24 protein-coding genes are annotated in these 25,369 nt (G+C 45.2%); 15 read left to right on the forward strand and 9 right to left on the reverse strand.

The window, feature by feature from the left end:
- Positions 1-12 precede the first annotated feature (12 nt).
- The 8 genes from AC1XUF_RS06300 (at position 13) to AC1XUF_RS06335 (ending at position 9,854) form a co-directional block, all read left to right on the forward strand.
- Positions 13-2,133, forward strand: coding sequence for an alpha-glucuronidase family glycosyl hydrolase (locus AC1XUF_RS06300; RefSeq protein WP_483340821.1), 2,121 nt, complete (start codon positions 13-15; stop codon positions 2,131-2,133).
- Positions 2,130-2,849, forward strand: a complete 720-nt coding sequence (locus AC1XUF_RS06305) for a hypothetical protein (protein ID WP_483340822.1) — start codon at positions 2,130-2,132, stop codon at positions 2,847-2,849. The genes AC1XUF_RS06300 and AC1XUF_RS06305 overlap by 4 nt, the downstream gene beginning before the upstream one ends.
- Positions 2,850-3,132: 283 nt before the next feature.
- Positions 3,133-3,930 carry a LuxR C-terminal-related transcriptional regulator gene (locus tag AC1XUF_RS06310; RefSeq protein WP_483340823.1) on the forward strand — a complete coding sequence of 266 codons (798 nt, stop codon included), beginning with the start codon at positions 3,133-3,135 and terminating at the stop codon, positions 3,928-3,930.
- A 52-nt stretch (positions 3,931-3,982) separates the two neighbouring features.
- Entirely contained in the window at positions 3,983-5,251 is a 1,269-nt protein-coding gene (locus AC1XUF_RS06315; protein WP_483340824.1) for a hypothetical protein, read from the forward strand.
- Between the two features lie 3 nt (positions 5,252-5,254).
- Positions 5,255-6,151: a glycoside hydrolase family 25 protein gene (locus tag AC1XUF_RS06320; protein ID WP_483340825.1), complete on the forward strand. Its 897-nt coding sequence runs from the start codon at positions 5,255-5,257 to the stop codon at positions 6,149-6,151.
- A gap of 3 nt (positions 6,152-6,154) precedes the next feature.
- Positions 6,155-7,324: a S8 family peptidase gene (locus AC1XUF_RS06325; protein WP_483340826.1), complete on the forward strand. Its 1,170-nt coding sequence runs from the start codon at positions 6,155-6,157 to the stop codon at positions 7,322-7,324.
- 464 nt (positions 7,325-7,788) lie between these two features.
- On the forward strand, positions 7,789-9,363 hold the full coding sequence (locus AC1XUF_RS06330) for a hypothetical protein (protein ID WP_483340827.1): 1,575 nt from the start codon (positions 7,789-7,791) through the stop codon (positions 9,361-9,363).
- Between the two features lie 41 nt (positions 9,364-9,404).
- A complete protein-coding gene (locus AC1XUF_RS06335) occupies positions 9,405-9,854 on the forward strand; it encodes a D-Ala-D-Ala carboxypeptidase family metallohydrolase (protein WP_483340828.1) in 450 nt (149 codons plus the stop codon).
- Positions 9,855-9,938: 84 nt separating this feature from the next.
- Here AC1XUF_RS06335 and AC1XUF_RS06340 read toward each other — a convergent pair whose 3' ends face one another.
- The 4 genes from AC1XUF_RS06340 to AC1XUF_RS06355 all read right to left on the reverse strand — a co-directional run bounded on the left by AC1XUF_RS06340 (position 9,939) and on the right by AC1XUF_RS06355 (position 13,553).
- Positions 9,939-10,433, reverse strand: a complete 495-nt coding sequence (locus tag AC1XUF_RS06340) for a DUF1572 domain-containing protein (protein WP_483340829.1) — start codon at positions 10,431-10,433, stop codon at positions 9,939-9,941.
- Between the two features lie 57 nt (positions 10,434-10,490).
- Entirely contained in the window at positions 10,491-11,402 is a 912-nt protein-coding gene (locus AC1XUF_RS06345) for a hypothetical protein (RefSeq protein ID WP_483340830.1), read from the reverse strand.
- A 426-nt stretch (positions 11,403-11,828) separates the two neighbouring features.
- Positions 11,829-13,082, reverse strand: coding sequence for an RNA polymerase sigma factor (locus tag AC1XUF_RS06350; RefSeq protein ID WP_483340831.1), 1,254 nt, complete (start codon positions 13,080-13,082; stop codon positions 11,829-11,831).
- Between the two features lie 129 nt (positions 13,083-13,211).
- Positions 13,212-13,553, reverse strand: a complete 342-nt coding sequence (locus tag AC1XUF_RS06355; protein ID WP_483340832.1) for a YciI family protein — start codon at positions 13,551-13,553, stop codon at positions 13,212-13,214.
- A 159-nt stretch (positions 13,554-13,712) separates the two neighbouring features.
- On the opposite strand from AC1XUF_RS06355, the gene AC1XUF_RS06360 reads away from it, so the two are divergent.
- Complete coding sequence (locus AC1XUF_RS06360; protein ID WP_483340833.1) at positions 13,713-14,879, forward strand: DUF748 domain-containing protein; 1,167 nt, start codon at positions 13,713-13,715, stop codon at positions 14,877-14,879.
- An 18-nt stretch (positions 14,880-14,897) separates the two neighbouring features.
- On the opposite strand, the gene AC1XUF_RS06365 is transcribed toward AC1XUF_RS06360, so the two are convergent.
- The 3 genes from AC1XUF_RS06365 to AC1XUF_RS06375 all read right to left on the reverse strand — a co-directional run bounded on the left by AC1XUF_RS06365 (position 14,898) and on the right by AC1XUF_RS06375 (position 19,588).
- On the reverse strand, positions 14,898-15,344 hold the full coding sequence (locus AC1XUF_RS06365; RefSeq protein WP_483340834.1) for a low affinity iron permease family protein: 447 nt from the start codon (positions 15,342-15,344) through the stop codon (positions 14,898-14,900).
- An 84-nt stretch (positions 15,345-15,428) separates the two neighbouring features.
- On the reverse strand, positions 15,429-16,631 hold the full coding sequence (locus AC1XUF_RS06370; protein WP_483340835.1) for an FG-GAP repeat domain-containing protein: 1,203 nt from the start codon (positions 16,629-16,631) through the stop codon (positions 15,429-15,431).
- A 74-nt stretch (positions 16,632-16,705) separates the two neighbouring features.
- A complete protein-coding gene (locus AC1XUF_RS06375) occupies positions 16,706-19,588 on the reverse strand; it encodes a PVC-type heme-binding CxxCH protein (RefSeq protein ID WP_483340836.1) in 2,883 nt (960 codons plus the stop codon).
- 276 nt (positions 19,589-19,864) lie between these two features.
- On the opposite strand from AC1XUF_RS06375, the gene AC1XUF_RS06380 reads away from it, so the two are divergent.
- Positions 19,865-20,278, forward strand: a complete 414-nt coding sequence (locus AC1XUF_RS06380; RefSeq protein ID WP_483340837.1) for an antitoxin Xre-like helix-turn-helix domain-containing protein — start codon at positions 19,865-19,867, stop codon at positions 20,276-20,278.
- Position 20,279: 1 nt separating this feature from the next.
- Positions 20,280-20,753: an RES family NAD+ phosphorylase gene (locus AC1XUF_RS06385; RefSeq protein WP_483340838.1), complete on the forward strand. Its 474-nt coding sequence runs from the start codon at positions 20,280-20,282 to the stop codon at positions 20,751-20,753.
- A gap of 17 nt (positions 20,754-20,770) precedes the next feature.
- On the opposite strand, the gene AC1XUF_RS06390 is transcribed toward AC1XUF_RS06385, so the two are convergent.
- Positions 20,771-21,157, reverse strand: coding sequence for an iron chaperone (locus AC1XUF_RS06390; protein ID WP_483340839.1), 387 nt, complete (start codon positions 21,155-21,157; stop codon positions 20,771-20,773).
- A 454-nt stretch (positions 21,158-21,611) separates the two neighbouring features.
- Here AC1XUF_RS06390 and AC1XUF_RS06395 point away from each other — a divergent pair, with 454 nt between their 5' ends.
- The 4 genes from AC1XUF_RS06395 to AC1XUF_RS06410 all read left to right on the forward strand — a co-directional run bounded on the left by AC1XUF_RS06395 (position 21,612) and on the right by AC1XUF_RS06410 (position 24,801).
- Entirely contained in the window at positions 21,612-22,532 is a 921-nt protein-coding gene (locus AC1XUF_RS06395; RefSeq protein ID WP_483340840.1) for a hypothetical protein, read from the forward strand.
- Positions 22,533-22,602: 70 nt separating this feature from the next.
- Positions 22,603-23,271: a glycosyltransferase domain-containing protein gene (locus tag AC1XUF_RS06400; RefSeq protein ID WP_483340841.1), complete on the forward strand. Its 669-nt coding sequence runs from the start codon at positions 22,603-22,605 to the stop codon at positions 23,269-23,271.
- Positions 23,272-23,291: 20 nt separating this feature from the next.
- The gene (locus AC1XUF_RS06405; RefSeq protein ID WP_483340842.1) at positions 23,292-24,047 is read left to right on the forward strand and encodes a glycosyltransferase family 2 protein; all 756 of its coding nucleotides are present in this window, start codon (positions 23,292-23,294) and stop codon (positions 24,045-24,047) included.
- A gap of 364 nt (positions 24,048-24,411) precedes the next feature.
- Entirely contained in the window at positions 24,412-24,801 is a 390-nt protein-coding gene (locus tag AC1XUF_RS06410; RefSeq protein ID WP_483340843.1) for a VOC family protein, read from the forward strand.
- Positions 24,802-24,963: 162 nt separating this feature from the next.
- Here the strand turns inward: AC1XUF_RS06410 and AC1XUF_RS06415 are convergent, their stop codons facing one another.
- Positions 24,964-25,302: a winged helix-turn-helix transcriptional regulator gene (locus tag AC1XUF_RS06415; RefSeq protein WP_483340844.1), complete on the reverse strand. Its 339-nt coding sequence runs from the start codon at positions 25,300-25,302 to the stop codon at positions 24,964-24,966.
- Positions 25,303-25,369 lie beyond the last annotated feature (67 nt).

Here is a 25,369-nt window from a genome sequence, read left to right on the forward strand (position 1 = left end):
AACCGCACATTGATGAAACTACTGAAACGCTGCATTTTCACCTTCTTCTTATCTGTTACGCTGGCCAATGCCCGGGCGGACGATGGTTACCGGCTTTGGCTTCAATATGATCTGATCAAAGTGCCGGCTGTACGGAACAGCTATCTTAAGTCAGCTCAGTATATTGCCATATCCGGGCAAAGCGACGTACTGAAAAGCGCTGCCTCGGAGCTGCAAGCGGGTTTACAGGGCCTACTGGGTGCTAACATCCCGATCGTCAAAACCCCGCTGGTAGGGAAAAACGGTATCAGGCTGGAAATCTTATCTGATAAAGACCCGGCTAGCTCATCCGTCCAAAGTGAAGGTTATATGGTTTCAAAACAATCGAATAACATATCGATAGGGGCAAAAACGGATGTTGGCATATTATACGGCACGTTCGCGCTCTTGCGGCATCTGCAGCAACACCTGCCGCTGAATAAGGTTGCTATTCAAAGTAATCCCCGGATACAGTTGCGGATGCTCAACCACTGGGACAACCCCGAAGGGACAATCGAGAGAGGTTACGCGGGGTCGTCGCTCTGGAAATGGTACGACCTGCCCGAGGGTGTAGACCCCAGGTACAAGGATTATGCACGGGCAAACGCTTCGATCGGGATCAATGGGACGGTTGTTAACAATGTCAACGCCAGCGCGCGTTTCCTCACAGCCGAATATTTGCATAAGGTAGCCGCCCTGGCGGGCGTTTTCCGGCAGTACGGCATCAAGACCTATCTCTCAGTTTATTTCGCCGCGCCCAAGACATTGGGCGGTCTGAAAACTTCTGACCCGCTGGACCCGGAGGTAAGACAATGGTGGAATGCAAAGATCAAAGAGATTTACAGCATCATTCCTGATTTTGGCGGCTTGCTTGTGAAAGCCAACTCCGAAGGTGAGCCCGGCCCACAGGACTACGGACGGACGCATGCCGACGGTGCCAACATGCTTGCAGAAGCACTGCAGCCGTACAAAGGTGTCGTGATCTGGCGTGCATTTGTTTACAAAGCAGATCCAAATGGCGATCGGTTTAAAGCGGCCCACGAGGAATTCACGCCCCTCGACGGGAAATTTGCCAGGAATGTCATTGTTCAGGTCAAAAATGGCCCTATCGATTTCCAGCCAAGGGAGCCGTTTTCGCCGTTATTCGGGAATATGCCCGAAACGCCGCTCGGGATGGAATTTCAGATCACGCAGGAATACCTGGGCTTTGCAACCCATCTCGTTTATGAGGCCCCGATCTTCAAAGAAAGTCTGGATGCGGATACCTGGGTCAAGGGTCAGGGATCGACGGTCGGGAAGGTTGTCGATGGGACACTTCATCACTATGCTGTAACTGCCATTGCGGGCGTGGCCAATACAGGCTCCGACCGCAACTGGACGGGACACCCGATGGCGCAGGCCAACTGGTATGCTTTTGGAAGGCTCGCCTGGGACCACACGCTCACTTCAGAAACGATTGCAGCAGAATGGGCCGGAATGACATTGACACAGGACCAGGATACAAAAGACAGGATTGTTAATCTCATGATGAAATCAAGGGAGATATACGTGAATTACAATACACCACTGGGGCTTTCACGGCCCTGGTCGGGTGCCCATTATGCCCCCGAGCCGTGGCAAAATCGCAGTTCACGTCCCGATTGGACGGCCGTTTATTACCACCGCGCCGATTCGATCGGTCTTGGCTTTAACCGCACCTCTTCGGGAAGCAATGCGTTGGCCCAATACCGTCCGGAAGTGACCGAACTATGGAAAAATCCGGAAACTTGTCCCCTGCCCTATTTGCTTTGGTTCCATCACGTGGCGTGGGATCAGAAGCTATCTTCCGGAAAGAGCCTTTGGGACGAGCTTTGCACCCGATTCTACACCGGCGCAGATTCTGTAGGCTGGATGCAGCATGAATGGGCAGCGGTAAAAAGTTACATTGACCCCGAAATCCACAGAGCTGTGGCTGCACGTCTGGCAAAGCAACAAAAAGAGGCAATCTGGTGGCGTGATGCCTGGGTATTGTATTTGCAGGAGTTTTCAAAAAGTCCGGTCCCAAAGCCATTCCAACCATCAAGCAGAACATTGGAAGAAGTAAAACAATCCGTTAACATCTATCTATTGCGATGAAAATCCATCCGGGCCCTCTGCTGCTGCTTGCAGTTGCATTATCCTTCTGTCAGTGCAAAAGCATGAAGGACAATGCGAAGTTCAATTTTGCCGATGGCGTCTATAAAACGAAGATCCAAGGCCATAAACAACACGTTTATGTTGAAAATACCGACGATTCCATCAGCATCTACTCGCTTCAGAGAGGTTGGAAACGAATGACTGTTAAAGCGTCCACGCTGTCCCGGAGGACATTTGCACAAAATACCGCCAAGGAGACCATTGGCGCAAACCGATATTGGCAAAACAGCTTCGACGTGGACATTCTGACCATTCCATTGAAATTCAGGCCCTCGGTTTCATCATTTCCCAAACAACTGAGCAACAACCTGAACGGTGTGGTATACATGGGTTACAGAAGCGATAACTACAGGCTGTCGTACGACAAAAATCCGATTGGCGGCATTAACCAGAAAATTAAACACTACGGGGTTTCTGCGGGCATCATCACAGGTTTCGGGATCACGGCTATGAACTCATGGGTAACCGATAACGCCATTTCCATTGAATACGACGGCCTGGTCTGGTCAAAAGGCATTGCAGTAATTATGGGCCTGGATAAGATCACATTCGGGCTGGTGGGAAGCATCGATCACCTGATGGATGAAAACAAAAATGTATGGCGCTACCAAGGCAAACCCTACCTCGGCCTGGCCGTCGGCCTGAATCTCAATTAGGCTCCCCGCTATTTATTATTCGGTTACTTTCGCAGCTTCTGGTTCTTTATTTTAGGGAAAATTACGGTGGTCAAAAGGGTGATTCCAACCGTGACACCCTGATTTTTAAAATACATATTTGCATACTTCATTGACATCACGAGGCTGCTAGCTTCTTCTTGCCTGTTTTCTGATTAACTGTTGTTCGACAGTCTGCCGCATGTCGGACAGTTTACGCCGTATACACACTACCGTAAATCTCGACAAATTGGAAACCCATTTTTTATCAACCTTCCTCTATCTTATGACAAGTACATCTACTGCAATTCAGCATTTCCCAATGCCGTTCTCCAAATCGGGGACTCCATTATCAGAACAGACCAATCCGTCCGGGCCGAGCACCAGTTTTAATTTCAGTGAAATCGGCTCCCAGCTTGCCTCTATCCTAAATCATTCAGCCTGTGTAACCTGGATATTGGATGTTGAGACCCAAAACTTTGATTTTATCAGCCACAATACGTTCGACTATTTTGGCTATGATCATTTTGAATACATTGGAAAGGGGCATCAATTCCACGAAACGATCAAGCACCCGGAAGACGCTGTCAACATCAGAAAATTAGACAATTGTATTTTCAATATCCTGAACAGGGTGACACCCGAAAGCCGTTCGGGCTACAAATTCAGCTACGATTACAGAATCATCCAGCCCAACGGCAAGGTTGTTCGCATTCTCGAGCAGAATACGATTCTTCGCCAGGATGCACAGGGCAATATTTCCCACCTGTTGGGCAGCTGCATTGATATTTCACTCTGGAAGAAAAATGAAACCCAGCTGGCATCCCTCTTTTCTGCGGAAAAAAAGCAATATTTTTTGTTCACAGCCGAAAACGACGCTTCGAAATCCCAAACACTGCTCAGCAAACGCGAGCTTCAGATCCTTAAACTGATTGCCGAAGGACGGAACAGCAAATACATTGCCGAAAAGCTGTTCATCAGCTTTCACACGGTAAACACACACAGACAGAAGATGATCGAAAAAACAAATACGAAGAACACAGGCGGACTCGTCCAGTTTGCGGTGTTTAATGGGCTGATTTAGTCCTCAATGGCCAAAAAACTAGTGATATAATAAACATCAAATAGCAACTGATATGTTTCAAACTCCTGTTTTAGACATTGTCATAGGACTTGTCTTTATTTACCTGCTTTACAGTTTGCTTGCTAGCATTCTTCAGGAAATGCTGGCCTCCAAACTGGCCTTTCGTTCAAAAATCCTGGAAAAAGCCATTATCAGAATGCTTGAAGATGGTAAGTCGACTACCAACTACGGCTTTCTGGACAGGTTCCTTTCTTTATGCCGACTGCTGGGAAAACCCAATATGCTGAAAGGCCGCGAAGTAGCATCCTGGTTCTACGCGCATCCATTGATCAAATATCTGGGCGAAGACAATTTTTACAGTAAACCGGCTTACATCTCTGCCCAGAATTTTTCAAAAGTAATTGTTGATCTGTTAAGAGGTTTTCATAATGATTCCGGCAGCGATATCCAGTCGATCAATAATTCGATTAAGTCGGGAACGATCTACAATCTGCCAGTCGATTTGAATAACGATACCAATAACCCGGCCATCAAGGCAGTACGAGCAAATATCCAGAATCAGAACCCGTCGCCTGATGAGGAAACGGTTGTTGTATCGCCGCTCAGCACGACTCCCATCAACAAAGACACTGCACTTTTCCTGCAATCGATATGGCTCGAATGTAACGGGGACCTGGATAAGTTCAAATTGCTGCTGGAAGGATGGTTTGATGGTACGATGGAACGTACAACGGGCTGGTACAAAAGATATAACAGGTATTTCCTGTTTTTAATCGGAATGATGCTGGCAGTGGGGTTCAATATTGATACAATAAGCATCGTAAAACGGTTAGGTTCAAACCCCGAGCAGGCAAAACAGTTGGTTCAAATGGCCGATGTATACCTGAAGAGAAGCGAAGCTGCTCAGAAAAACGCAGGAAAACCAGACACCAAAGAAAAGTCTCTCTTAGAACACAGGGACAGTCTGATCGCACAGGCAGACACATTGTTAAACCGCGATATCAGGGGAGTAAACCAGTTGATGGGGTTGGGCTGGGAAGCAGATAGTTTGCATAAAAAAACGTTTTTGGGAATAAAAACCAATGGCTTCCTTTGCTTCAGATGCAATCATCAGAGCCCGTCATCGATTATTGGCTGGCTGCTCACTGCTATGGCGATTTCATTGGGGGCACCATTTTGGTTCGATCTCCTTAACAAGTTCATGAAACTACGCGGCACCGGATCACGGATTGAAAGCTCGGATGCAAAGGCAGAGCCCGCATCCCAGGCACCGATCGCAGTTAACATCAACACTCTGGCCAGCGAGGAGGCGCAAGGATAATTTATGGAACTCATCGTAGTAGTAGCGAAACTGAATCAAAGGAGCTCTGTTCCCCAAAACCTGGCGGATAAGAGCAATGTAACGGGCGTAGTGCTAAAAGGGTTTAAGTTTGAGGGCGAAGAGGTTACTCCCGGACCTGGCATCACGTCGGGGAAATGGTACAAAGACAGGCAGGGCTTTCACTATTGGGGAGGCGGCTTGCTCATTCTGTCCCAATCGTCGGCAAAGCCCAATTTCGTAGAGGGCATTCTCCTGAATCTTCCACAAGGTTACAAGTTAGGGGCAGACCTATCTCACCACAATGACAAGCCCGACTGGCAGGGTATCCAAAAGGCGGGGGTTAGTTTTGTCTTTCTGAAAACCAGTGAAGGGGTAGGTACGCCAGATAAAAAAGTACCTGAACACGCTAAAAATGCGGTCAAGCTCGGTATCAAAGTTGGGTATTACCATTTTTGCCGTCCCGATACCAGAAATGGTGGAACGGCAATCGCAGATTCGACGGCGGAAGCCAACGACTTATTGAAAACTATCAAGCCACTGCCGGCACCTGATCTTCCTGTTGTACTCGACCTAGAGAATACTGATAAATTCGATACCCCTTTGAAACCAGCAGAGTACCTCGAATGGATCCATCATTTCATTGACATCGTAAAAAAGGGGACCGGCATGGATCCGATTATCTACAGCAGGAAGGAATACCTCGATAGGAAACTCCCGAAAACCCATGACCTGGGAAAATACCAGCTATGGATTTCACGGTATTCTATTAAAGATTGTAACAAAGTGGAAGTTCCGGTAGGCTGGAAGGATTGGGCTTTCTGGCAGTTTACGGAAAGTGCGAAGGTGGGAGGAAATGCCAAAATAGATCTTAATATTCTGAAAGATGGATCACTATTTTAGCTTATGGCCACACTCAAAGTTGTAGTTAACAAACTGAACAAACGAAAGTTTCCTGTCGATAACTTCGCGGATAAAAGTAATATTATTGGGGTTGTCTTAAAAGATTCCGAGCTCGAAGGTCAACTAGACCGTACCAACCAACTAGGCGATTGGTATAGGGACTCTGATGGATATTTTTATTGGGGAGGCGGGTTAGAAATTCGCGATTTGCAACGTCAACCGCGCTTTAATATCTCTTTCGACGCTACCAGGATGAGCTGGGGACACAACTTTTGCCAGATCCCATTTATTTGGAACGATCTGAAAACCTTTGGGGCAAATGTGACCGTTGCTGTGATTGATTCAGGAATAGACCATACCCACCCAGATCTGGCTACCAGCATTCATCCGGATTCAAAGAGCTTTATCAATAATCCCCTGGGTAAAAAGTTTTCCGAGGCTCCCGAATTAATTTCAGACTCCGATGGTCATGGAACCCAAATGGCAGGGATTATTGGTGCAACCGGCAAAAACCGAATTTTTGGGGTCGCCCCCAATGTGAAGTTGTTGGTTGTGAAAGCAACGGAAAAATCCGACGTGGTCTTGCCTGAAAATATCAAAATTTTCGCTGACGCACTGAACTATGTTTCTTCGATTGAAGAAGTCGATATCATTTCAATCAGTTATTCATTCGATGAAGATCAGAAAATACTGAGCCTTGCAATTAAAGCCTGTTTATTAAAGAATAAGATTATTTGCTGCGCAGTCGGGAACATCAGAAGCCTGAACCCCCAAGACAAAATTGACTTTGATACCTTCCCGGCTCACTATGACGGTTGCCTGGCCGTGGGATCTTTTGATCCTTCAGGTCAACTAAACGCTCAGTCAGGATGGAATGACAAACTAAAAGTATCCGGTTTGCTTGCTCCAGGTGATAACACGATGCTGACTACCTCAATCCACAATAGTACGGTATCCAACGGCGCCGGCACAAGTATAGCCACGGCCTTTACAGCCGGATCTATTGCATTAATGGTTTCCTACTCCAAAGCAAACAATAAGTCAGTCTCCAAGTGTGTCGCCACCCTTTTAGAGAACTGTGATGATATAGGTCCCACCATAGGGCCTGACGAAAAAACCGGTTCCGGTCGATTGAATTTGAGAAATGCCATAGCCAAACTAAAAGTCCCATGAAAAACATCTTCTTATTCTCTATTCTTTTTATCTTCAGTTTTGTTGAAAGATCATATTCTCAGATAGCATATTACGATGCGACTGATATCAGAAAAGATTTGGTAATTGAAAATAACGGACACTTCATATTTTCAGGGTCCAAGAAAGCAGAGCTCGCCAATTATTTAAAAAATTACCTTCTGGCTAGCACAGGGGAAGTTGGCGCCGACCAAATTTTCCGTACTTATAAGAACAACCCGTTTATCGGCCCAATGCTCTCATCTTCAGGTTTTTTTTCCGGCTCGTCTCCAAAAAATGTTTCTGGAAAGATCGAAGAAATCGCTTCTTCCGTTGGAAACCTTGGTGTCACAAACTTAACTGACGGGATTGCCAGGTTTCTGATTGAAAGGGGGCGGGAGGAACTGAATGTTGCATTTTTCAATCGCTTCAAAGTCTTTCTTGAAAAGCACGAGGAATGTAAGACTTTGTTTCCGGCAACAACGGATTTCTTAAGTAATATTGCGTCCCATCGATATGCAGAGTTCATACAAAGCCTGAGAGAATCATTCCATCAAGACCTCAGCAACATTGTTATTGGGCTAAATCAATTGGTTAATCTTCCGAAATACCAAACGCTGCTTAAAGAATTGCCCGAAATAAGGGCAGCGATTGCATCTCTCAGTATTGTCAGTGAATTATCCCAGTCCAATTTTTCAGTTCAGCCCGACCAGGTAATTGCCCGATTATCTCAATTACCTAATTGGACGGAAATCCATCCCAATCTTGGGAATTCATGGAAATTGTTGAATATCATTTCCGAAAGTGTCCGCTCAAAAGACACGCGTCAAATTTGGATTCCTATTAGCTCGGTCAATGGCTTGGTGCAGGATTCTGTTGCTCTGAAAATCTATCTCGGGCTGATATTTCAAAAAGCTGTCACGCAACAAATTGATTTTATCGATTCCAAAAACATCGCCACAAATAAATTCCAAGATTTTATGACGCAAAATAAGGACAACATTTATATGTTATCCGGCCTTGTCCAGAATTTTGCCTTATTGGCCAATGATGTTGATTTAACCATTCAGAATCTGAAAGAAAAAAAAACTAAGAATGCCTTGTCAGACGAAGATTATTACACCTATATCGGAAAGGCAATTAATATTACGGAATATGGATTCAAACTGGCGAATAGTGTAGATCCTAAGAGTATTCATATCCTGGATGATCGGTATGTCATTATTGCCCGTAATGCAAATGAATTGTACAAGAGCATTTATACAAAAAGTTACAACGATGCCGTAGTCAATACTTATAAAATACTTGATCAAATATTTAACCACAGCGAGGAACTTGCAGAAGAAAAAATTGCAAGAAAAAAACTTCCACTGAACCGTGCCACGGATTTGAAAAGTATTGCCTCTGATAAAAAGAATCTGCTTGATCCAAAGGTTATTGAAGAAATTTTAAGGTATGGAACACTCATGGCGTCCGTGGTTAAATCTGCATCTCCCGAGGATGTGCAGCATGCGATTGAGGCAGCCGCGCTACCCGCAGGCAGCTCGTCCATCAAGAAAAACGATTCATTTAATATCGCATTAAATGCCTATATCGGTTATGCGATTGGCCCAAAAGTTACCAGTACTCAAATCGATTCCTGGAATAATAACAGAGGAGTCACAGCGCCCATCGGAGTTACAATAAGTACATCTCTAGGTAAAGTCAAAAACTTTAATCTTGGGTCGTTAAGTTTATACGGGACATTGTTGAATGTAGGCTCGGTTGTGAATTACCGTTTGAATGATGATAGCACCGCTATCAAGCAGGAGATAAAGCTAGAAAATATTTTCTCTCCTGGAGGATATTTGGTTTATGGCCTATTTGCCAATCTTCCAGTTTCGATTGGGTACGGTTTTCAATATGGGCCGCGCATTTTCAAGGTGGAATCTGATAAAGTAGGGCTTTTGGACAAACCCACCTGGCGTTCCAATTTCTTTTTTACCATTGATATCCCGCTGGTTAATATCTATTCCAAAAGCCGTTTTAAAAGAAATCGTTAGATCTCGACCAGCATGATATTCTGATTTTAAACTCACCCCCTATGGCAACACATCTTTCCCCCCACTTTACACTGGAGGAGCTACTTAATTCTCAAACCGCGGTCCGGTTCAGGTACGATGAACAATTCGACCCGCCGGCCCATGTAGTGAAAAGTCTCGCCGAACTTTGCGAAAATGTACTTGAACCAATCCGGGTTACACTGAATAAATCCATCAGGATTTCAAGTGGATATCGTTGTCCGCGGGTGAACAAAAAAATCGGAGGTGCCTCGAAAAGTCAGCATATGGACGGAGAAGCGGCTGACATTCAGGTAGCAAATATGACGGTGGAAGCGTTGTTCCAATTGATCAAAAATGGGGACTTTCCTTATGACCAGCTCATTCAGGAGTTTGACTCCTGGGTGCATGTGTCGTTTGGTCCAAAAAAAAGAAAGGAGGCACTCAGGGCTACCAAGCTGGGCAACGGACATACTAAATATGAGCTGGCGTAATGCTGGTCACGATTTCCGATTCAGGTATTCGTCTGTAAAATGTGCCTTAGCTTTCGGTTCCTCAAATTTCTTGTCATTATATTGCTAAGAACCACCCCTCGGAATCGAGAGCGACTTCCATTGATCATCCAGGAGCATCTTTCCGATAAACACGATTTGTCCGACGTGATAGGGATAATGGGCGAGCTGCCGGTTTATGGCTTCTGTAACCGTGTGTCCCTGATTTCGGATGTAAATGACGGTTCCCATGTTCTCTTCGTTGACCGAATCCAATGCTTTGAAGAGACTATCCCAACCCTGGTTCCAGATATGCATCAATTCCTGGCGGTCTGCAATGTCATTTTCAAATTCAGCCTCTCTATCCCGCCATTTCTTTTCACCGTCGGAAGTCAGAAAATCGGTCCAACGGGAAAGCATATTGCCGCTCAGATGTTTGACGATCATTGCAATACTATTGCTTTCGGCATTAAACTGAAAAAACAACTGTTGGTCCGATAACTGTTCGATGGTTTTCTCCCCCAGCATTTTATAATACTCGAATTGCTTTCTGGCGCTTTCGAGATAGTCGCTTTTCATCATCAATTTTGACCTTATTCTATCATACTACGGGAAATATAAAGCATGACCTGCGGAAAATCAATCAGCACCCTTCGTGCCCTGCACCAAACTGATCTCCTCTGCCACAATCTTCCAGCCCGCATCCTGTAATTGCCAGACTCGTACAAAGAAACCCCGTCGGGCTGCCTGTCCATCGCCAAGGGTTACCTCGCCGTAACAATTGGCGAGGTCGCCTTTTTCTGAGAAACCTTCACTCATCCCTTTGAAATGATAAGACCCCGGTTTTTCATTGATGATCATTGAAAGATTAATTTCTTTGGATAAACCGGCGTGACTGTCATTTCTTAGCATCAGCGAGATTTCTCCCAGGTATTGGCTGTAAGCTTTTCGAGGATCGCGGGCCGCCGCAGCAGCAAAGGCCATTTCGGCCGCCCGGGGATCCTCTCTCGTATGCTCAGGTGAGTAAGTCATTTTGAGAAAGTCATCATCGGCGGTATCGGGCTTTGGATTGGAAATAAATACCTCAGAATGGTCTCTTGAACCCGGTACGCCGCCGTCCAGGATCAGCTTGAACTGCCCCTGCGCATTCCTTTTCCATATCGAAAAAAAATACCCCGAACCAACCGGCGCCTTGCCGCGCTCTGCAAAATACTGGTATGGCCCGGAGGTAAATCCTAAATCGCCGGAGACGGATACATGAGCCACTGTGGGATACCAGCTCAGCAAATCGTTCCGGTCGTCAGGTACATGTGTGTATGCTTCAATTCCATTGACCGGCTTTGCATGATTGAACAAAACACCGGCACTATCCAGATGAGCCAGGAAGGCATTGCGAATGCCCGTTTCTGCCGCCGACTGGGCAAAACTGTTTTCTACGCGGATCAAGTCCGTGAGATCACGCCCTGCTTCCTGTGATTTTGCATGAAAAGCAATGCAAAGAAGAGGCAGGAAAATGCTGCCCCATTTCACGAAGGCGCTTTTTTGTATCATTATATATCTCTTTTCCAAAAACTTAGCACTTCCTTTTTCCTGATTGCATTACAATAGTAAGTGATAAGGTTGTTCAAAAAAAGTTGGACAACCTGACCGTCGACGAAAAACCTGGTTCATCGATATATTGCATTGGGCGGCACTTGCATTATTTACCGACATCTACTTTTTCGGTCGGTCGTCGATAAAATTTCGTATCGTGGGGTCTTTTACTTTCGGAACGCATAACAGCCAGTCCATAACCAAAAGGGAAGATGATGAAAGGTTTGATCAAGGCGATGCACGAGATTTCCGCCACCGGGCTATTTGATCTGTGTTCATAGATCGTTCATTGTCGCATTGAGTAAAGTCAAAAGATTTGAGATAAACCCTTTATAATTGGGCCGAACCAGGTCCCGATCGAGAGGATTTACAGGAATGCGTTACTTAGACTGTTAAGCTGACTTTGGCGATCTTCTTCAAAATAATCGTCTGATCTGCTTTGGATTTGGTCAGCCCCAGGGAAGCACTGAAATGTTCAAGCGCTTTGGAATTGTCGATGTCGGTGTAAAGTTCTCCGAGGAGTGAATGGTACAGGTGGTGATGAGTCAGGTTCAACTTTTCGGCTTCTTTGATCGCCGCTTCTTTTCCGTTGGCTTTCGACAGCGCAAAAGTCCTGTTCAGCGCCGCCATCGGTGAATATTCAATAATCAGCAACTGATTGTACAATTGTAAAATATGCTCCCACTTTTCCTTGCTGTCTGTTTTGATGGTGTGAAAATAGGCTATGCCTGCCTCCAGATGGTATTTGGAAAGCCGGTGTCCGAATGAAGCCTGGTTCATAAAATATTCTCCCTGCCTGATCAGCTCTTTGTCCCATAGCGATTCGTCCTGATCCTGATACAGCACAGTTTCACCCTGGGCGTCGGTCCTGGCTTCGAACCGGGAGGCGTGAAAACACATCAGGGCGAGCAACGCGTAAACCGGAGGCTGGCTGGTGATTTTGCTTTCGAGAAGCAGGTTTGTCAGCCGGACCGCTTCCAGGCACACGTCCTTTCTTAGGTTAACATCCTGGCCGGACGAATAATAACCCTCGTTGAAAAGCAGATAAAGGGTGGTCAAAACATTTTCAAGCCGGTTGTTTACTTCGGCAGCATTGGGAAACTCGATTTTCACCTGGTTTTGACGCAGTTTTTCTTTCGCCCGGAAAAGACGTTTTTGAATGGTCTCCTTGTTCGTTAAAAAGGCGGCCGCAATTTCGCCGATCCCAAATCCGCAAAGAATATGGAGGGATAGCCCGATCTGCGCCTCAGCAGGAATGGACGGGTGACAAACTGCAAACATCATCTGGAGCTGGCTATCGGCAATGTTCCGGTCCGAAAGATCGATCTCGATCTCCTCAGGACCGGATAACCCCAAGCTGGTTTGTTGATAAGTGATTTGTCGGGCAATTTTCTCGTTGAACAGGGTATTGCGTTTGAGATAGTCTTTTGCCTTATTCTTCGCGACCGTATAAAGCCAGGCCGTCGGGTTTTCCGGAAGCCCCCTGATACCCCATGTTTCCGAAGCCAGCAGAAAAGTATCACTTGCAATATCCTGCGCAATTTCAATGTGTTCCAGACCGAAAAGCTTGGACAAAACGGCCGTTACCTTCCGGTATTCTGTCCTGAAAAGGTGTGGTAACAGGTCTGGCTGGGTCATTTCCTTTGATTTTTTTACCAGAAAACCCCTGAAGGCGCTTCTTTGCTTTATTTGTGCCGACCCAAAGGCAGGCTTTCAGTTACACTCCTTAGCAAAGATTAAAGTCACCTTCAGGGGATCGCGGGGGAACTACATACTTCCGATTTCTCTTACCTCCACGTTGCCTCCGAACATCAAGATCGGGCAGCCCTCGGCCAAGGCAGTGGCTTCTTCCAATGATGCGGCCTTTACAAGGGTGTAGCCACCAATTGATTCTTTAATCTCGGTGTAAGGGCCGTCGGTAATTACCATACCCGGGCGAACTACCTTGCCACTCGCCAGCAAGCGATTCCCTCGGTCAACCAGCTTGTTCTGGGCAGCGATGCCACCGATCCAATCCATCCACATCTTCATGCTCGCCTGCATTTCTTCGGGTGACGGTCCTGGTCCCGGACGTCCTTCTGCTCTGAAAATAAATAAGAAATCTTTCATGATAATCCATTTTAATGGTTAAAAACCAATGACGATTGAACCAGGCGTGACTGGACAGGGAATAGAAAAAAATCTGATTTTTTTTTGTAGCCTGCTGGTATGATTGTTTCCCAGTCTGTTAGCATTTGAAAATAACACATTCTCTAACAGCTGCAAAACATGACGACAGGATCTTCCACACATCAAAGAACAAAGAAAAGAAGGGTCGGAATATTTATTGTTGCGCTGGTGGTTATTCTTGTAATAATCAGGCTGGTACTGCCGTACATTGTGCTGCAGTACGCCAATAAAAGCCTTGCAAATATGCATGGTTACTATGGGCATATCGATGACATTGACCTGGCCATTATCAGGGGTTCCTATAAAATAGACAGCATTTATCTCAACAAATCGGATACACTTACGGGAAAACAGACGCCTTTTTTTGCCTCATCGGAAATCGATCTCTCGGTAGAGTGGAAAGCACTTTTCAAAGGATCTATTGTTGGTGAGCTCACTTTCCAAAAGCCGTCCCTGCTTTTTACCAAAGACAAAGTCGAGCCAAAAGAAGTCGTGAAAGACTCAGCCGACTTCCGGAAGATCCTAAATCAATTTATGCCGCTGAGCATTAACCGTTGCGAAATCAACAATGGTACGATCCAATACAATGATTTCACCTCATCGCCCAAAGTGGATATCGCGATGACAAACCTGCATTTGCTTGCTCAGAACCTTAAAAACAGTTACGATTCGTCTGCGGTCCTGCCCGCTTCCATCAATGCGACAGCCGATATCTACGAAGGAACACTGCGCATGGATGCCCAATTAAACCCGCTGGCCGAAGATCCCACTTTTGATATGAGTGCGGAGCTAAAAAATACCAATCTGGTTAAATTGAATGACTTTTTTCAGGCCTATGCCAAAATCGACGTCAACAAGGGCAGGTTTGGACTGTATACCGAAGTCGCAGCGAAGGACAAAGCCTTTGCGGGATATATCAAACCGCTGATCCAGGACCTGGACATCCTGGGCAAGGAAGACAGAAAGGATAATTTGTTTCAAAAACTTTGGGAAGCCGTCGCAGGCGGTGTGGGTGAAATTTTCAAGAACCAGCGAGAAGACCAGGTTGCCACGAAGATTCCATTCAAAGGAAGACTGGACGACCCGAAAACCAACGTATGGCTTGCCATTACCAGCATTTTGCAAAATGCCTTCATCCATGCACTGCAGCCCACCATTGACAATGAGATCAGCATTGCTTCTGTAAAAAACCCGAAAGAAGAGAAAAAGACCTTCCTTGAGAAAGTATTCTCAAAAGACAACAGGAAAAAAGACAGAAAGAAGTAGGGTCGGGCCAGTGACGTCTTAATCTCCCTGTGCCTTGTCTAACCCACCTTCTTTTAAAAGAGCCTTCTTGCGTTTATGGATGTGCTTAGCGACGTCGATCGAATGTGACTTGTGGATATCCGCGTCGGCTTCCGAAAGTTCTGCCAGTTCCTTATAAAACTGGTGCAAAATGTCCAGTTCCGATTCGCTCAGGTCTTCAATGTCCACCATTCTGTTGCTCGCCGATCTGCTTGCAGCGATCAGTTCATTGAGTTTAAGCTGAATCGCTTTGGAATCCTTATTCTGAGATTTCTGGATCAAAAACACCATTAAGAAGGTAATAACAGTGGTGCCGGTATTGATCACGAGTTGCCAGGTATTGGAATAATCGAAAATCGGGCCTGTTATTCCCCAAACCAGTATAACCCCGAAGGCAATTACAAAAGCAGCTGAGCTACCAGTCCAGCTGGTGATCTTGGTAGCCATTCGTTCAAACAGATTAACCTTTCCTTTTTGCATAATATTGAAAATAAAAGAACAAAATGTTCCCCTCAATATTACACCGAAAAGTTATTTTCCGAGCATGTTTTCGAATAAGAAGACTCCATTTTTATTAGCTATGACGATATCCGGCCTTTTATCTCCATTCATGTCCTCGACAGTGACATTCAGTCCTGATCCTGAGTTGTCGTCAATCTGATGTTCAATAAAATAGGGTTCCTTACCAGGCGTAAATTCAAACCACAATAAGATTGCCGGATCGCTGTCGCCTGGGTCGCGGCCGTGGTGCGCCAGGAACCGTTTTCCGGTTATGTAGTCTTTCTTGCCGTCGCCGTTCAGGTCAGCCATGATGGAGGAGTGCGTCTGCGCCGTGGTTTTACTCATCAAATGGGTTTTGAAATCGATCCTGCCGCCGTCATTGATCTGCTCATGCCACCAGATGCCCAGCGCGTGCGCCGAAGCGCTTACCACGTCATTTTTGCCATCGCCATTCACATCCAGTACCTGCATATGTGAACAGGCTTCTCCAAGATGGGCAGGCATAAATTTCCAGTCCCCGCCCTTTTTATCTTTGGTACCTTTGAACCAGCCCTCTTTAATCACCACGTCTGGGATACCGTCCTGATCTATATCCCCATAGCCGATCCCGTGAGAGAAATTCTCGGTGCCGTCTACATTTGGTTTACTGAGAGGGTATTTTTTCCATTCCGTTTCGCCCTTTTTTGTAGGGGCCTGCAGCCAGACGATTTGCCTGTTCGCCTTATCACCACAAAGTATTTCCATTCTGCCGTCGCCGTCCATATCAATAAAACCAGGTGATTCATTGGCTATGCCGGTGGTGTCTGCAATAAAGTGTTTCTTCCATTCGCCTGGCTTGTTCTTCGGGTTTTCAAACCAAAATCCCGGCTTTCCCGGAAAGTCGATGATCACTGCGTCAGCCCAGCCGTCGAGGTTGACATCCATGCCGATATTCAGAAAAGAGTTGCTATATTCTTTTCTCGGATCAAAAACCCGGGAAGGTGCCATTTCGTGTCGGGTCCAGGACGGAGCTTCAAACCAATAATATCCGGCGATAATGTCCATTTTTCCATCCTTATTCAAATCTGCGACTGCTGCCCCTTCCGAAATAAAATCCCTTGTCAACCTGGTCTTTCTGAAACCATGGGCTACCGGGGACTGGACTGGTTGTGCGAGTGCCGTATGCATCGCTAAACAAGTTGCAAGCACAATGCCCAAAACGTGTACCATGTGATGCCATACCGCATTTTTCATCTGATTTCCCTTTTATTGTTCTTACTAATCCTATTCAAATAGGTGCTAACCTTTGATCCATAACCATTAACCCATTATTCATCAAGCACTTTGCTGATCAGCATCTGGCTTTCGTGGAATTCGTGAGAGCCGCTGTGTCCTAATTTTTCATTCAGGTCTTTCAGTACTTTTTTGGAATCCTCTGTATTGATTGCTGCGACCCTTTGAATGGTATATGGGAGGATCTTGGGCAATTTTGCTTTTTGCGCCATTTGCAATGCACGCTTCATATCCAATGTTGCCAAAGGTTCTGCGGCATACCACACCATCAACGGTAAGTTGTGATCGTCCTTGTCTTCCGACCTTTGCATTAATGCTTCTACTACATCCCATCTTTGGGCAGGATCCAGCCGCAACATGGCAGAGGCAAGGTACAATCGTACCAATGGGGAGCTGTCGGTCTGCGCCATTTCACCGAATTTTTTCAAAATTTCCGGTGAAACCGTTTTATCTTCTGTAAGTAACTGGACTGACCAGCTTCTGAGGTATTCGCTATCATTGGCAAGCAAATCTGTCAAGTCTTTGTCTTCCAGCCCCTTTGTGACGTGCAATGCCCATAGTGCGCGCAATTTACGTGTGACATCGGGGTTTTTCGCAAGCATTTCTTTTAAGGCCTTATGTACCTTCTTGTTCGGGCCGCGTTCCTGCAAAATGGTCCTGGCTTGTCTTACATACCAATCGTTGTCATTCAACTGATAATTGACCAATTCCATATCTGATGCTTTTGTCAGGTCCACCTTGACCCATTTATCGTTTTCATGGGTGATCTTGAAGATACGTCCCATGGTTTTGTCGTGAACGTCGGGGTTGGGGCTGTGGCATTGGTTCTTATCATACCAGTCAATCGCCCAAACTGAGCCACTGGCATCGTATTTAAAGTTCAGCCATTGCGACCAGGAGTCGTTCATCGCCATAAAGTCTGGCCGGTGCGACGCGATATAACCTGAGCCGCTTTTCTCGAAATGGTCTACATTCAATCTCGCACCATTGATATTGTTCATAAAAATTTCGTTACGATATTCCTTCGGCCAGCTATTGCCCAGATAAATCATGGCCCCTGCGTGGGCATGTCCGCCGCCAGCCGCTGCTGAACGGAAGTTTCCGGCATGCGGGCCACGCTGGCCAAGCCAATGCACGTGGTCGCCGATGGTTTTGATATCATCGTAGGTATATGGATTGAAATGGTTCCCAGCCTGGCGCTGGTAGCGCGCACCCTGAATAACATGGTACATATGCGGAATGACACACACCGTAATAAATGGATGCCCGTAGTCATTGAAATCGATACCCCAGGGATTGCTCGAACCTTCTGCAAAGACTTCAAACTTATGCATTGTCGGGTGGTAACGCCATACTCCGGCATTGATTTTCGTCCGCTGCTCTTCGGGCGTGCCCGGTTTTCCGACACTGGAATGGGTGAAAACGCCGTGCGTTCCATAAAGCCAGCCGTCGGGGCCCCATCTCAGGCTGTTGAGTACTTCATGGGTATCGTGCAAGCCCCATCCATCCAGCAATGTTTGGGCGGGACCTGCGGGCTTGTCGGTTTTCGGATCTATTGGAATGAATAAAAAATAAGGAGCCGAACCTAGCCAAACGCCACCCATTCCGACTTCTATACCACTGATCAGGTTCAGGTTTTCGGCAAATACTTTTTTGCTGTCCAATGTTCCGTCCCCATTGGTGTCTTCCAGGATCAGTATCCTGTCCCTGCCCTGCCCTTCCGGGGCGCGGACCGGGTAAGTATGTCCTTCCACCACCCAAAGTCTGCCTTTGGGATCGATAGTAAAGGCAATCGGCTTTACAACTCCCGGTTCCGATGCCGCCAGGGTAACTTTGAAACCTTTGGGAGGTGTCATAGCAGCAGCAGCCTTTTCACCCGAAAGTCCCGCATTCAGTACGGGGTCCAGGGGAGGCAAAATGATGATATCCTGTTGTTTTAATTCATTTGGAAAGTCTGGACGGCTTGGGTAGAACAGAAATTCGTCAAAGTTGATGTGAGCCCATTTGTCGTTTGCGATGTAAGGGATCTGGGAGATACCAGTCTCTTTATCAATAATCCGGATAAAAATTTCCTGACCCAGGTATTTTTGAAGATCGACAACTGCCGGCTGAAGTGTAGCCCTGCCTTGACCCGTAATGTGATAAATTACGCTATCCGTCCCTGCCAGCACCAGCTCAACCCGGGTATCGACCAACGCGCCTCCGGAAACTTTGAATGCGGCAAATGGCTGAGTTATTTTAAATGGAACGGAAGTCAATGTTCCTGTTAGCTTGTAGTTGGTGTTACCTCCGCTACTGAGAAAGTATTTGCCTTCGAAGCCGATGTGCATTTCTTTTTCGTGGACCGGCGACGGATCGGAACTGAACAACGGATTTACAAATGCGTCGCCTGTGGCGGTCCAGTCTTTTAAGGTACCTGTTTCAAAATTCAGGTTCAACGGTTGTCCGTCTTTGGTTGGAAGCTGGCCTGCAACGGTCTTTTCGTCGACATTACCTTCGACCACCTCGAAACTTCCTACCATACCTGCGGCGCGGTGTCCCGGCACGGAGCAGAAATAGGTATCGCTTTCCTGCGCTACGAAGTTAATGCTGGTACTAGATCCTTTTTCAAGGATAACCTTGCTCTTGATACCGAGTTTCTCCAATGAAATGTCGTGCGTCATCAGCTCGCCATTGGTGATCTTGATCCGGACTTTGTCCCCCTTGTTGGCTTTCAGGGTAGGATTGCGGGCCCCGTCCGGCGCAAAGAAGCCAAGCATGGTTGCTTCCAACGCGTAGTCACGGTCGTATTTTGTTGTATCCGCTTTTGCCGCGGATGCCTTCGCTGATGCAGCTTTGGGCTTTTGGGCGATGACATCACTTTGAGATGTCGAAACGACAATTAAAAGAAAGGCTAAAAAATGACTGAACCTTTTCATATTCCGGGAATTAAATGGGGAAAATTCTTCTGGTAAAATGAAAAAGAGAACCAAACCGGCATTTTACTTATGTCGAAGCGTGGTGTCTGGCGCAGGAAAATCGATTGATGGAAAATAACGAATTTCAAACCTTTGCGGGCTTTGAAGATTACTTTCCTAAGGCAAATCCTCAGATTTTTATGCTTTGCGATTATTTAAAATTGTTTATTGAAAAAATTCGTTTCAACAAAAGAAAAAATTCGTTATGTTTGGGCTCAGTTACTCAATGCGATAAATATGAAAACGAGCTTACATACTAAATTCAGAGAAATAGATATGGCCAGTAACTTTTCAATTGTGGTTTCTGCCCGGAAGGGCCTGAATACCAAAGTATTTTATGATTTTGCGGCAGCTATCAAAATGCCGGAAAAAAATCTTGCTTCCATCATCAACCTGTCGGCCAGGACCATCAGCAACTATAAAGATTCCCAAAAAAAGCTGGAACCACCATACGGTGAGCATCTCCTGAAACTCATCGCGCTATTTGAAAAAGGTGAAACGCTATTCGGAAATGTGGACGAATTCAATTATTGGCTCCAAAAACCCTTCTGGAATTCGACCGAGAAACCTGCGGAATGGCTGACAACCAATGGCGGGGTGGATTTTCTGGCCGAAGAGCTGGACAAGCTTGCACAAGGATATCCTGTATAGCATGCTCGTTTACAGAATCGTGCATAAGATGTTTAGCGACAGTCTTTTCGCTTCTGGTATGAAAGGGCGGTGGAACAGCGCTGGCAACAAAGTACTTTATGCAGCGGAATCTATCCCACTGGCTTTCATGGAAAATATGGTCCGTCGGCAGGGGGTTGGGTTTAATGACGATTTTAAGATCATGTTCATTGCCATTGCCGAACCCTTTTCCATTGCTACTGTACTACTCTCCGACTTGCCCGCTTCCTGGCGAGATCCCTACGATTATTCCAGCTGCCAACCCAAGGGAGACCTGTGGTTCCAGGAACGGAAATCTCTGGTCCTGAAAGTACCATCCGCCGTAATGCCCGAAGCTTTTAACTTTGTTATCAACACTTTGCACCCCGACTACGGCAAGGTTACGCTTACCGCAGTGACCAACCTGGTCCCGGATTCGAGGATCGAAGAAATTCTGAAAAATTACCACGCTGGTTAAATCCTAAAAAGGACACATTAGCCGGCTTTCTTTCCCAGCCCTGATTCCCTCGCTGTCTCAGCAAGTCTTAACTCCACAATCCTGGCAATCAACTCCAGTGGCATCGGTTTGTTCAGCGGAAAATGTACTGAATGTTTAGTCCCCTTGAAACCAGCCAGCTCAGCGGCAAGCCTCTCAGCCATTGATTTGGTGATTGGATACATAGCGATGTGCTTTTTCCAGCCTGCGAAATAAATCACATAAGAGCCGTTCAGGCTGACAGTGGGCATATCGTACGAAATCGTTTCTTCTGCGCCAGGAATCGCCTGTAATATTGCCCGTCTTACTTCTTCCAGCGCGAGCCTTGTCTCGACCGGGAAACCTGCGATGTATTCATCCACTGTATTCGGTTTCTGAGTTACCATACCTGTTGAGAATGAGATGCATTTTTCTATAAAAACCCGCCCGGCGGGACAAATACTCAGCATTGCGACTCAAGTAAGCTGAAAGTACCAGCATTTGATCCTCAGAGACACAAACACGTATATGAGCTTACGTTCACCATACCAATTCCTGCAAAGCGCGGGCCGGGTTAATATTCCCGGCGTTTTACTTTCTATTACAGGAAAAAAGTGCTAATTAGGGGTACATTTTACTACTCAACGACATGAATTGCACTGGGCAATCCTCTTATCCGGACCACTATCTTCTTGAATACACATAATTTGGCTCGATGCGATACCAGATCCCTACGAAGGAGGGCCGCGTAATCGAGGTAAAGCTCAATACATCTGGTAATCAACAGATCGGATCTGAGTCAACGTTGAGGAGGCTTCCTTAAACCCTGTCAAACACAAATGCCTGAACCTAAAAATAGAAATGAAAATCTGTGCCATTACGACCTATTTCAACTTTACCAAATCAAAAAAACGTCTCGAAAACTATCTCATATTTGCTAAAAATATCCCATTCTTCTTGATAACCGTTGAGCTTGCCAATAACAATGATGACTATCAGCTGGACAAGACTAACGCCGACATTTATATCCAGGCCAGATCCAAAGATATGCTGTGGCACAAAGAGTCGCTTTTGAATATAGCACTCGAACATGCACCCTCAAATTTTGAATACATCGCTTGGGTAGACTGCGACATCATCTTTAATGACCAATCCCTCGCAGCTCATATTCTTGAAAAGATGAAAAACAACAACCTGGTACAGCTGTTCTCCAGAATGTATGATATGGGCCAGTTTGAAAGTCAGATACCTAAACATATTGAAAAAGTATCCGGATATGGCATCTCCTATCTAAGTGACAAAAACGAAGTCTCTGAAAATGCATTGCTACCCAAAGATACGATGGACATGAGAAAAACATTATTTGGTCTGGGCTGGGTTTCTCACAAATCGATACTTAAAGAAAATAGTTTCTATGATTTCTGTATCACCGGGAGCGGCGACAGGGCGCTTTACTGCGCCGCAAGTGGACAATATGAAGTCACAAAGACTAATCTGTTTATGAACCAGAACAGATTTGAACATTATATGATATGGGCAGAAAATTTCAACAAAGCCATAGATGGAAAAATAAGCTATATCGACGGCTCTATTATTCATTTATATCATGGCGATATTACAAACCGGCAATACCGGGACAGACACCTAGAATTTAACAATTTTGATTTTAATCCCTTTTTGGATCTTAGCCGCTCAGAAGAAGGGACACTGGAATGGAAAAACAATTCGAGCACATACAATAATTTTTTTCTAAATTATCTTAACAAACGAAAAGAACTTTAACGGTCCCGGAACATCTGCAGTAAACTATTTTAATAAATAACCCTAAAATCTTAATCAAGGAATATACTTTATGAGAGTTGCCTTAGTTACATGCCTGCTAGGAAAGTACGATAAACTTAAACCTATTAATACCCTCGGTGAATTCGATGCGATCTGTTTCTCCGACCAGCAATTTGAAGATTCAATGGGATGGATCATCAAGCCAATTAATCAAACGTATTCCACCATTGATGAACGCGTAAGAATTTGCCGGAAAGTCAAAATTATGGTTCATGACTATCTGCCAAATTATGATGTATGGATCTGGACGGATTTATCACTGAAATGGAAAGTATCACCATTGAATATCCTGAGTTATTTACAGGATAAAGAAATAGCAACGTTCAACTATTATAACCGGAACTGCCTGTACGAGGAAGGAAACGCCTGTATCAAAAGGGGGAAAGACAGCGAGGTCGTTATCCGGAGGCATATGCAAAAGTATCGGGACGAGAACTTTCCTACAAACTATGGTTTGGTTGAAACGACTGTTCTGGTCCGAAAAAACAGCAATTCTGCGATCGACTTTTCCAAGCTATGGTGGAAAGAAGTAGAAAACGGATCGAGGCGTGACCAGCTTTCATTTAATTACGTATCCTGGAAATTAAACAATCCCTACTCAATCATTCCCGGCCATCGTGTCAACAACCCGTTCGCTGAATGGACCCAGCACGATGAAATCATTTATTCTCCTCAATAAATATTAATTAATTCACAAAAATGAAAATTACGGTTATTTTATTGAGCTTTAAGCGAATTGAAAACCTTCCAGTCATTGTAGAGTCTATCAAAAATCAGGATATAGAAACGCATTTAATTCTATGGAATAATAATCCGGATATTAAATTGAGTAAGGATAAAAAGTTATCCAGGGTGGATGTTCTTGTGAATAGTGATGAGAATTTGTTCTGCAATATTCGTTGGGAACTCGCCAAAGAAGCGGAGACCGATTATATCCTGATCATCGACGATGATTTATATTTTGCGGATAATAGTATACTCAGGCACCTTCTGTCTGCTGGTATCAAACATTATGAGCAAGGCAGAATGTTTGGGACAGAGGGCGTTATTTTAGGCACAGACCTCACGTATTTCAATATTTCTGAAAAGGGTAAGACTTTCCTACATAAAGAAATTCCTGAGCATAACGCAACCGCGCTTCACTTTGCAACGCCTCATGAAAATCTGAAAGTTGACATTATCAAGGGCAGGTTAATCCTTTTTAACAAGAATGATATTTTATCCCTTAATGCAATCCCCAGAGAATATATTGACCGCGCAGATGATATTACTTACTCGTTATGGATGGGGAATAGAGATCGCAATCATATGCTGATTGGAGAATGCGGGGGCAGAATCAAAGATTTTGAAAATAAGAATGATGCAAATTCGCTTTCAAGTGACGCTGATTGGAAAACTTACAGAAATGATGCGGTTAAACATTTATTAAGTCAAAAAGAAATGGCGTTTGGTTAAGTTTGAAAGAAAATACTCGGGTATTTCCCCGAGTTTCATCAGTCATTATGTAAGGCCATTCATCATTACTTAATGTAATTTGCAATCATGAAAAATAAGACAGCCGTGCATGAATTTTTTTAAAATCATAAAAACGTATAACTACCTACGTTAAAGACCAAAATCCCAGCATTCGCTATATTATCACTTGCGGTAGATTGAGCGGATTTAGAAAAAGCATTTTGAACGCGAGACTGCAGTTTTATTTGAATTTGCCAAATGGATTTTACGGTGACGTGGCTTATCTCGGATGTTAAACCGAAACAGACTATTATTTTTTACTATGAGTCTGAATTGATAAATTTGGTATCAAAGACAGATCATTATGCCAAATACCACCACTTTCGCGCCCCAGCTTTACATTCCAAATGGAGTGATCAACGTTGATTTCTACATAAATGCCTTTGGTGCCGTGGAACTGAGGCGGTTTTCAAACGACGACGGCAGCATACATGTCTCCGAGTTATCGATTGATGGCACCATTTTTCATTTGCATGAGGAAACGGGTAACCCTGCTGCGTTTAGTCCGAAACGGCACCAGGGGACTACTGTTAAGATCGGACTATTCGTTGCGGATGTGGATGCGGTGATGAACAGCGCCATTGCTGCAGGTGCAGAGGTAACTTCGCCTGCGCAGGATTATGATTATGGATACCGGCAGGGAGAATTAAAGGACCCTTTCGGGCATGTCTGGCTGATTGAAATGGCGATTTAGGCCAATAGTAAATCCTGCGGCTTTGCTGTCGGAGGGAAAATGATCCGCTGGTAAGGATCTACATCATTCGCGGTCTGGGAATTCGGTCGCCATGAAAATTTTGTTAAAAGGTGCATTCAGGAAGGGTTAAAATAGCCCGATTTACTACCTTCTTTTCGGGAACTACCTTCCAATCACCTCTTTCCGATGCTTCAATCCCCAATCGTATAATTCATCCAGCAGTTTTTGGAGCGATTCCCCGTGTGGCGTAATACTATATTCGACGGTTGGCGGAAAAGTGTCGTAGACATCTCTCTTTACGAGTTTATTGGCTTCCAAGATCTTCAGTTCTTTGGAAAGCATCTTATCCGTAATGCCTCCTATCTCTTTGGATATCTGTTTGAACCGCTTCTTTCCTGTTGACAATGAAAGCATAATGAGGAGCTTCCAACGACCTTCGAGCGCGTCCAAAGCATCTTTAATTGCCAATACATTTGTGGGGCACCCCTGCCTGGTAATCATTCTTTTTCCGTTGGTGTCTGGTACACGATACTATCTCACCGGATATCGCTATCTAACCGGATAGTAC

It is taken from the genome of Dyadobacter sp. HNCC25DJ185 (assembly GCF_056895195.1).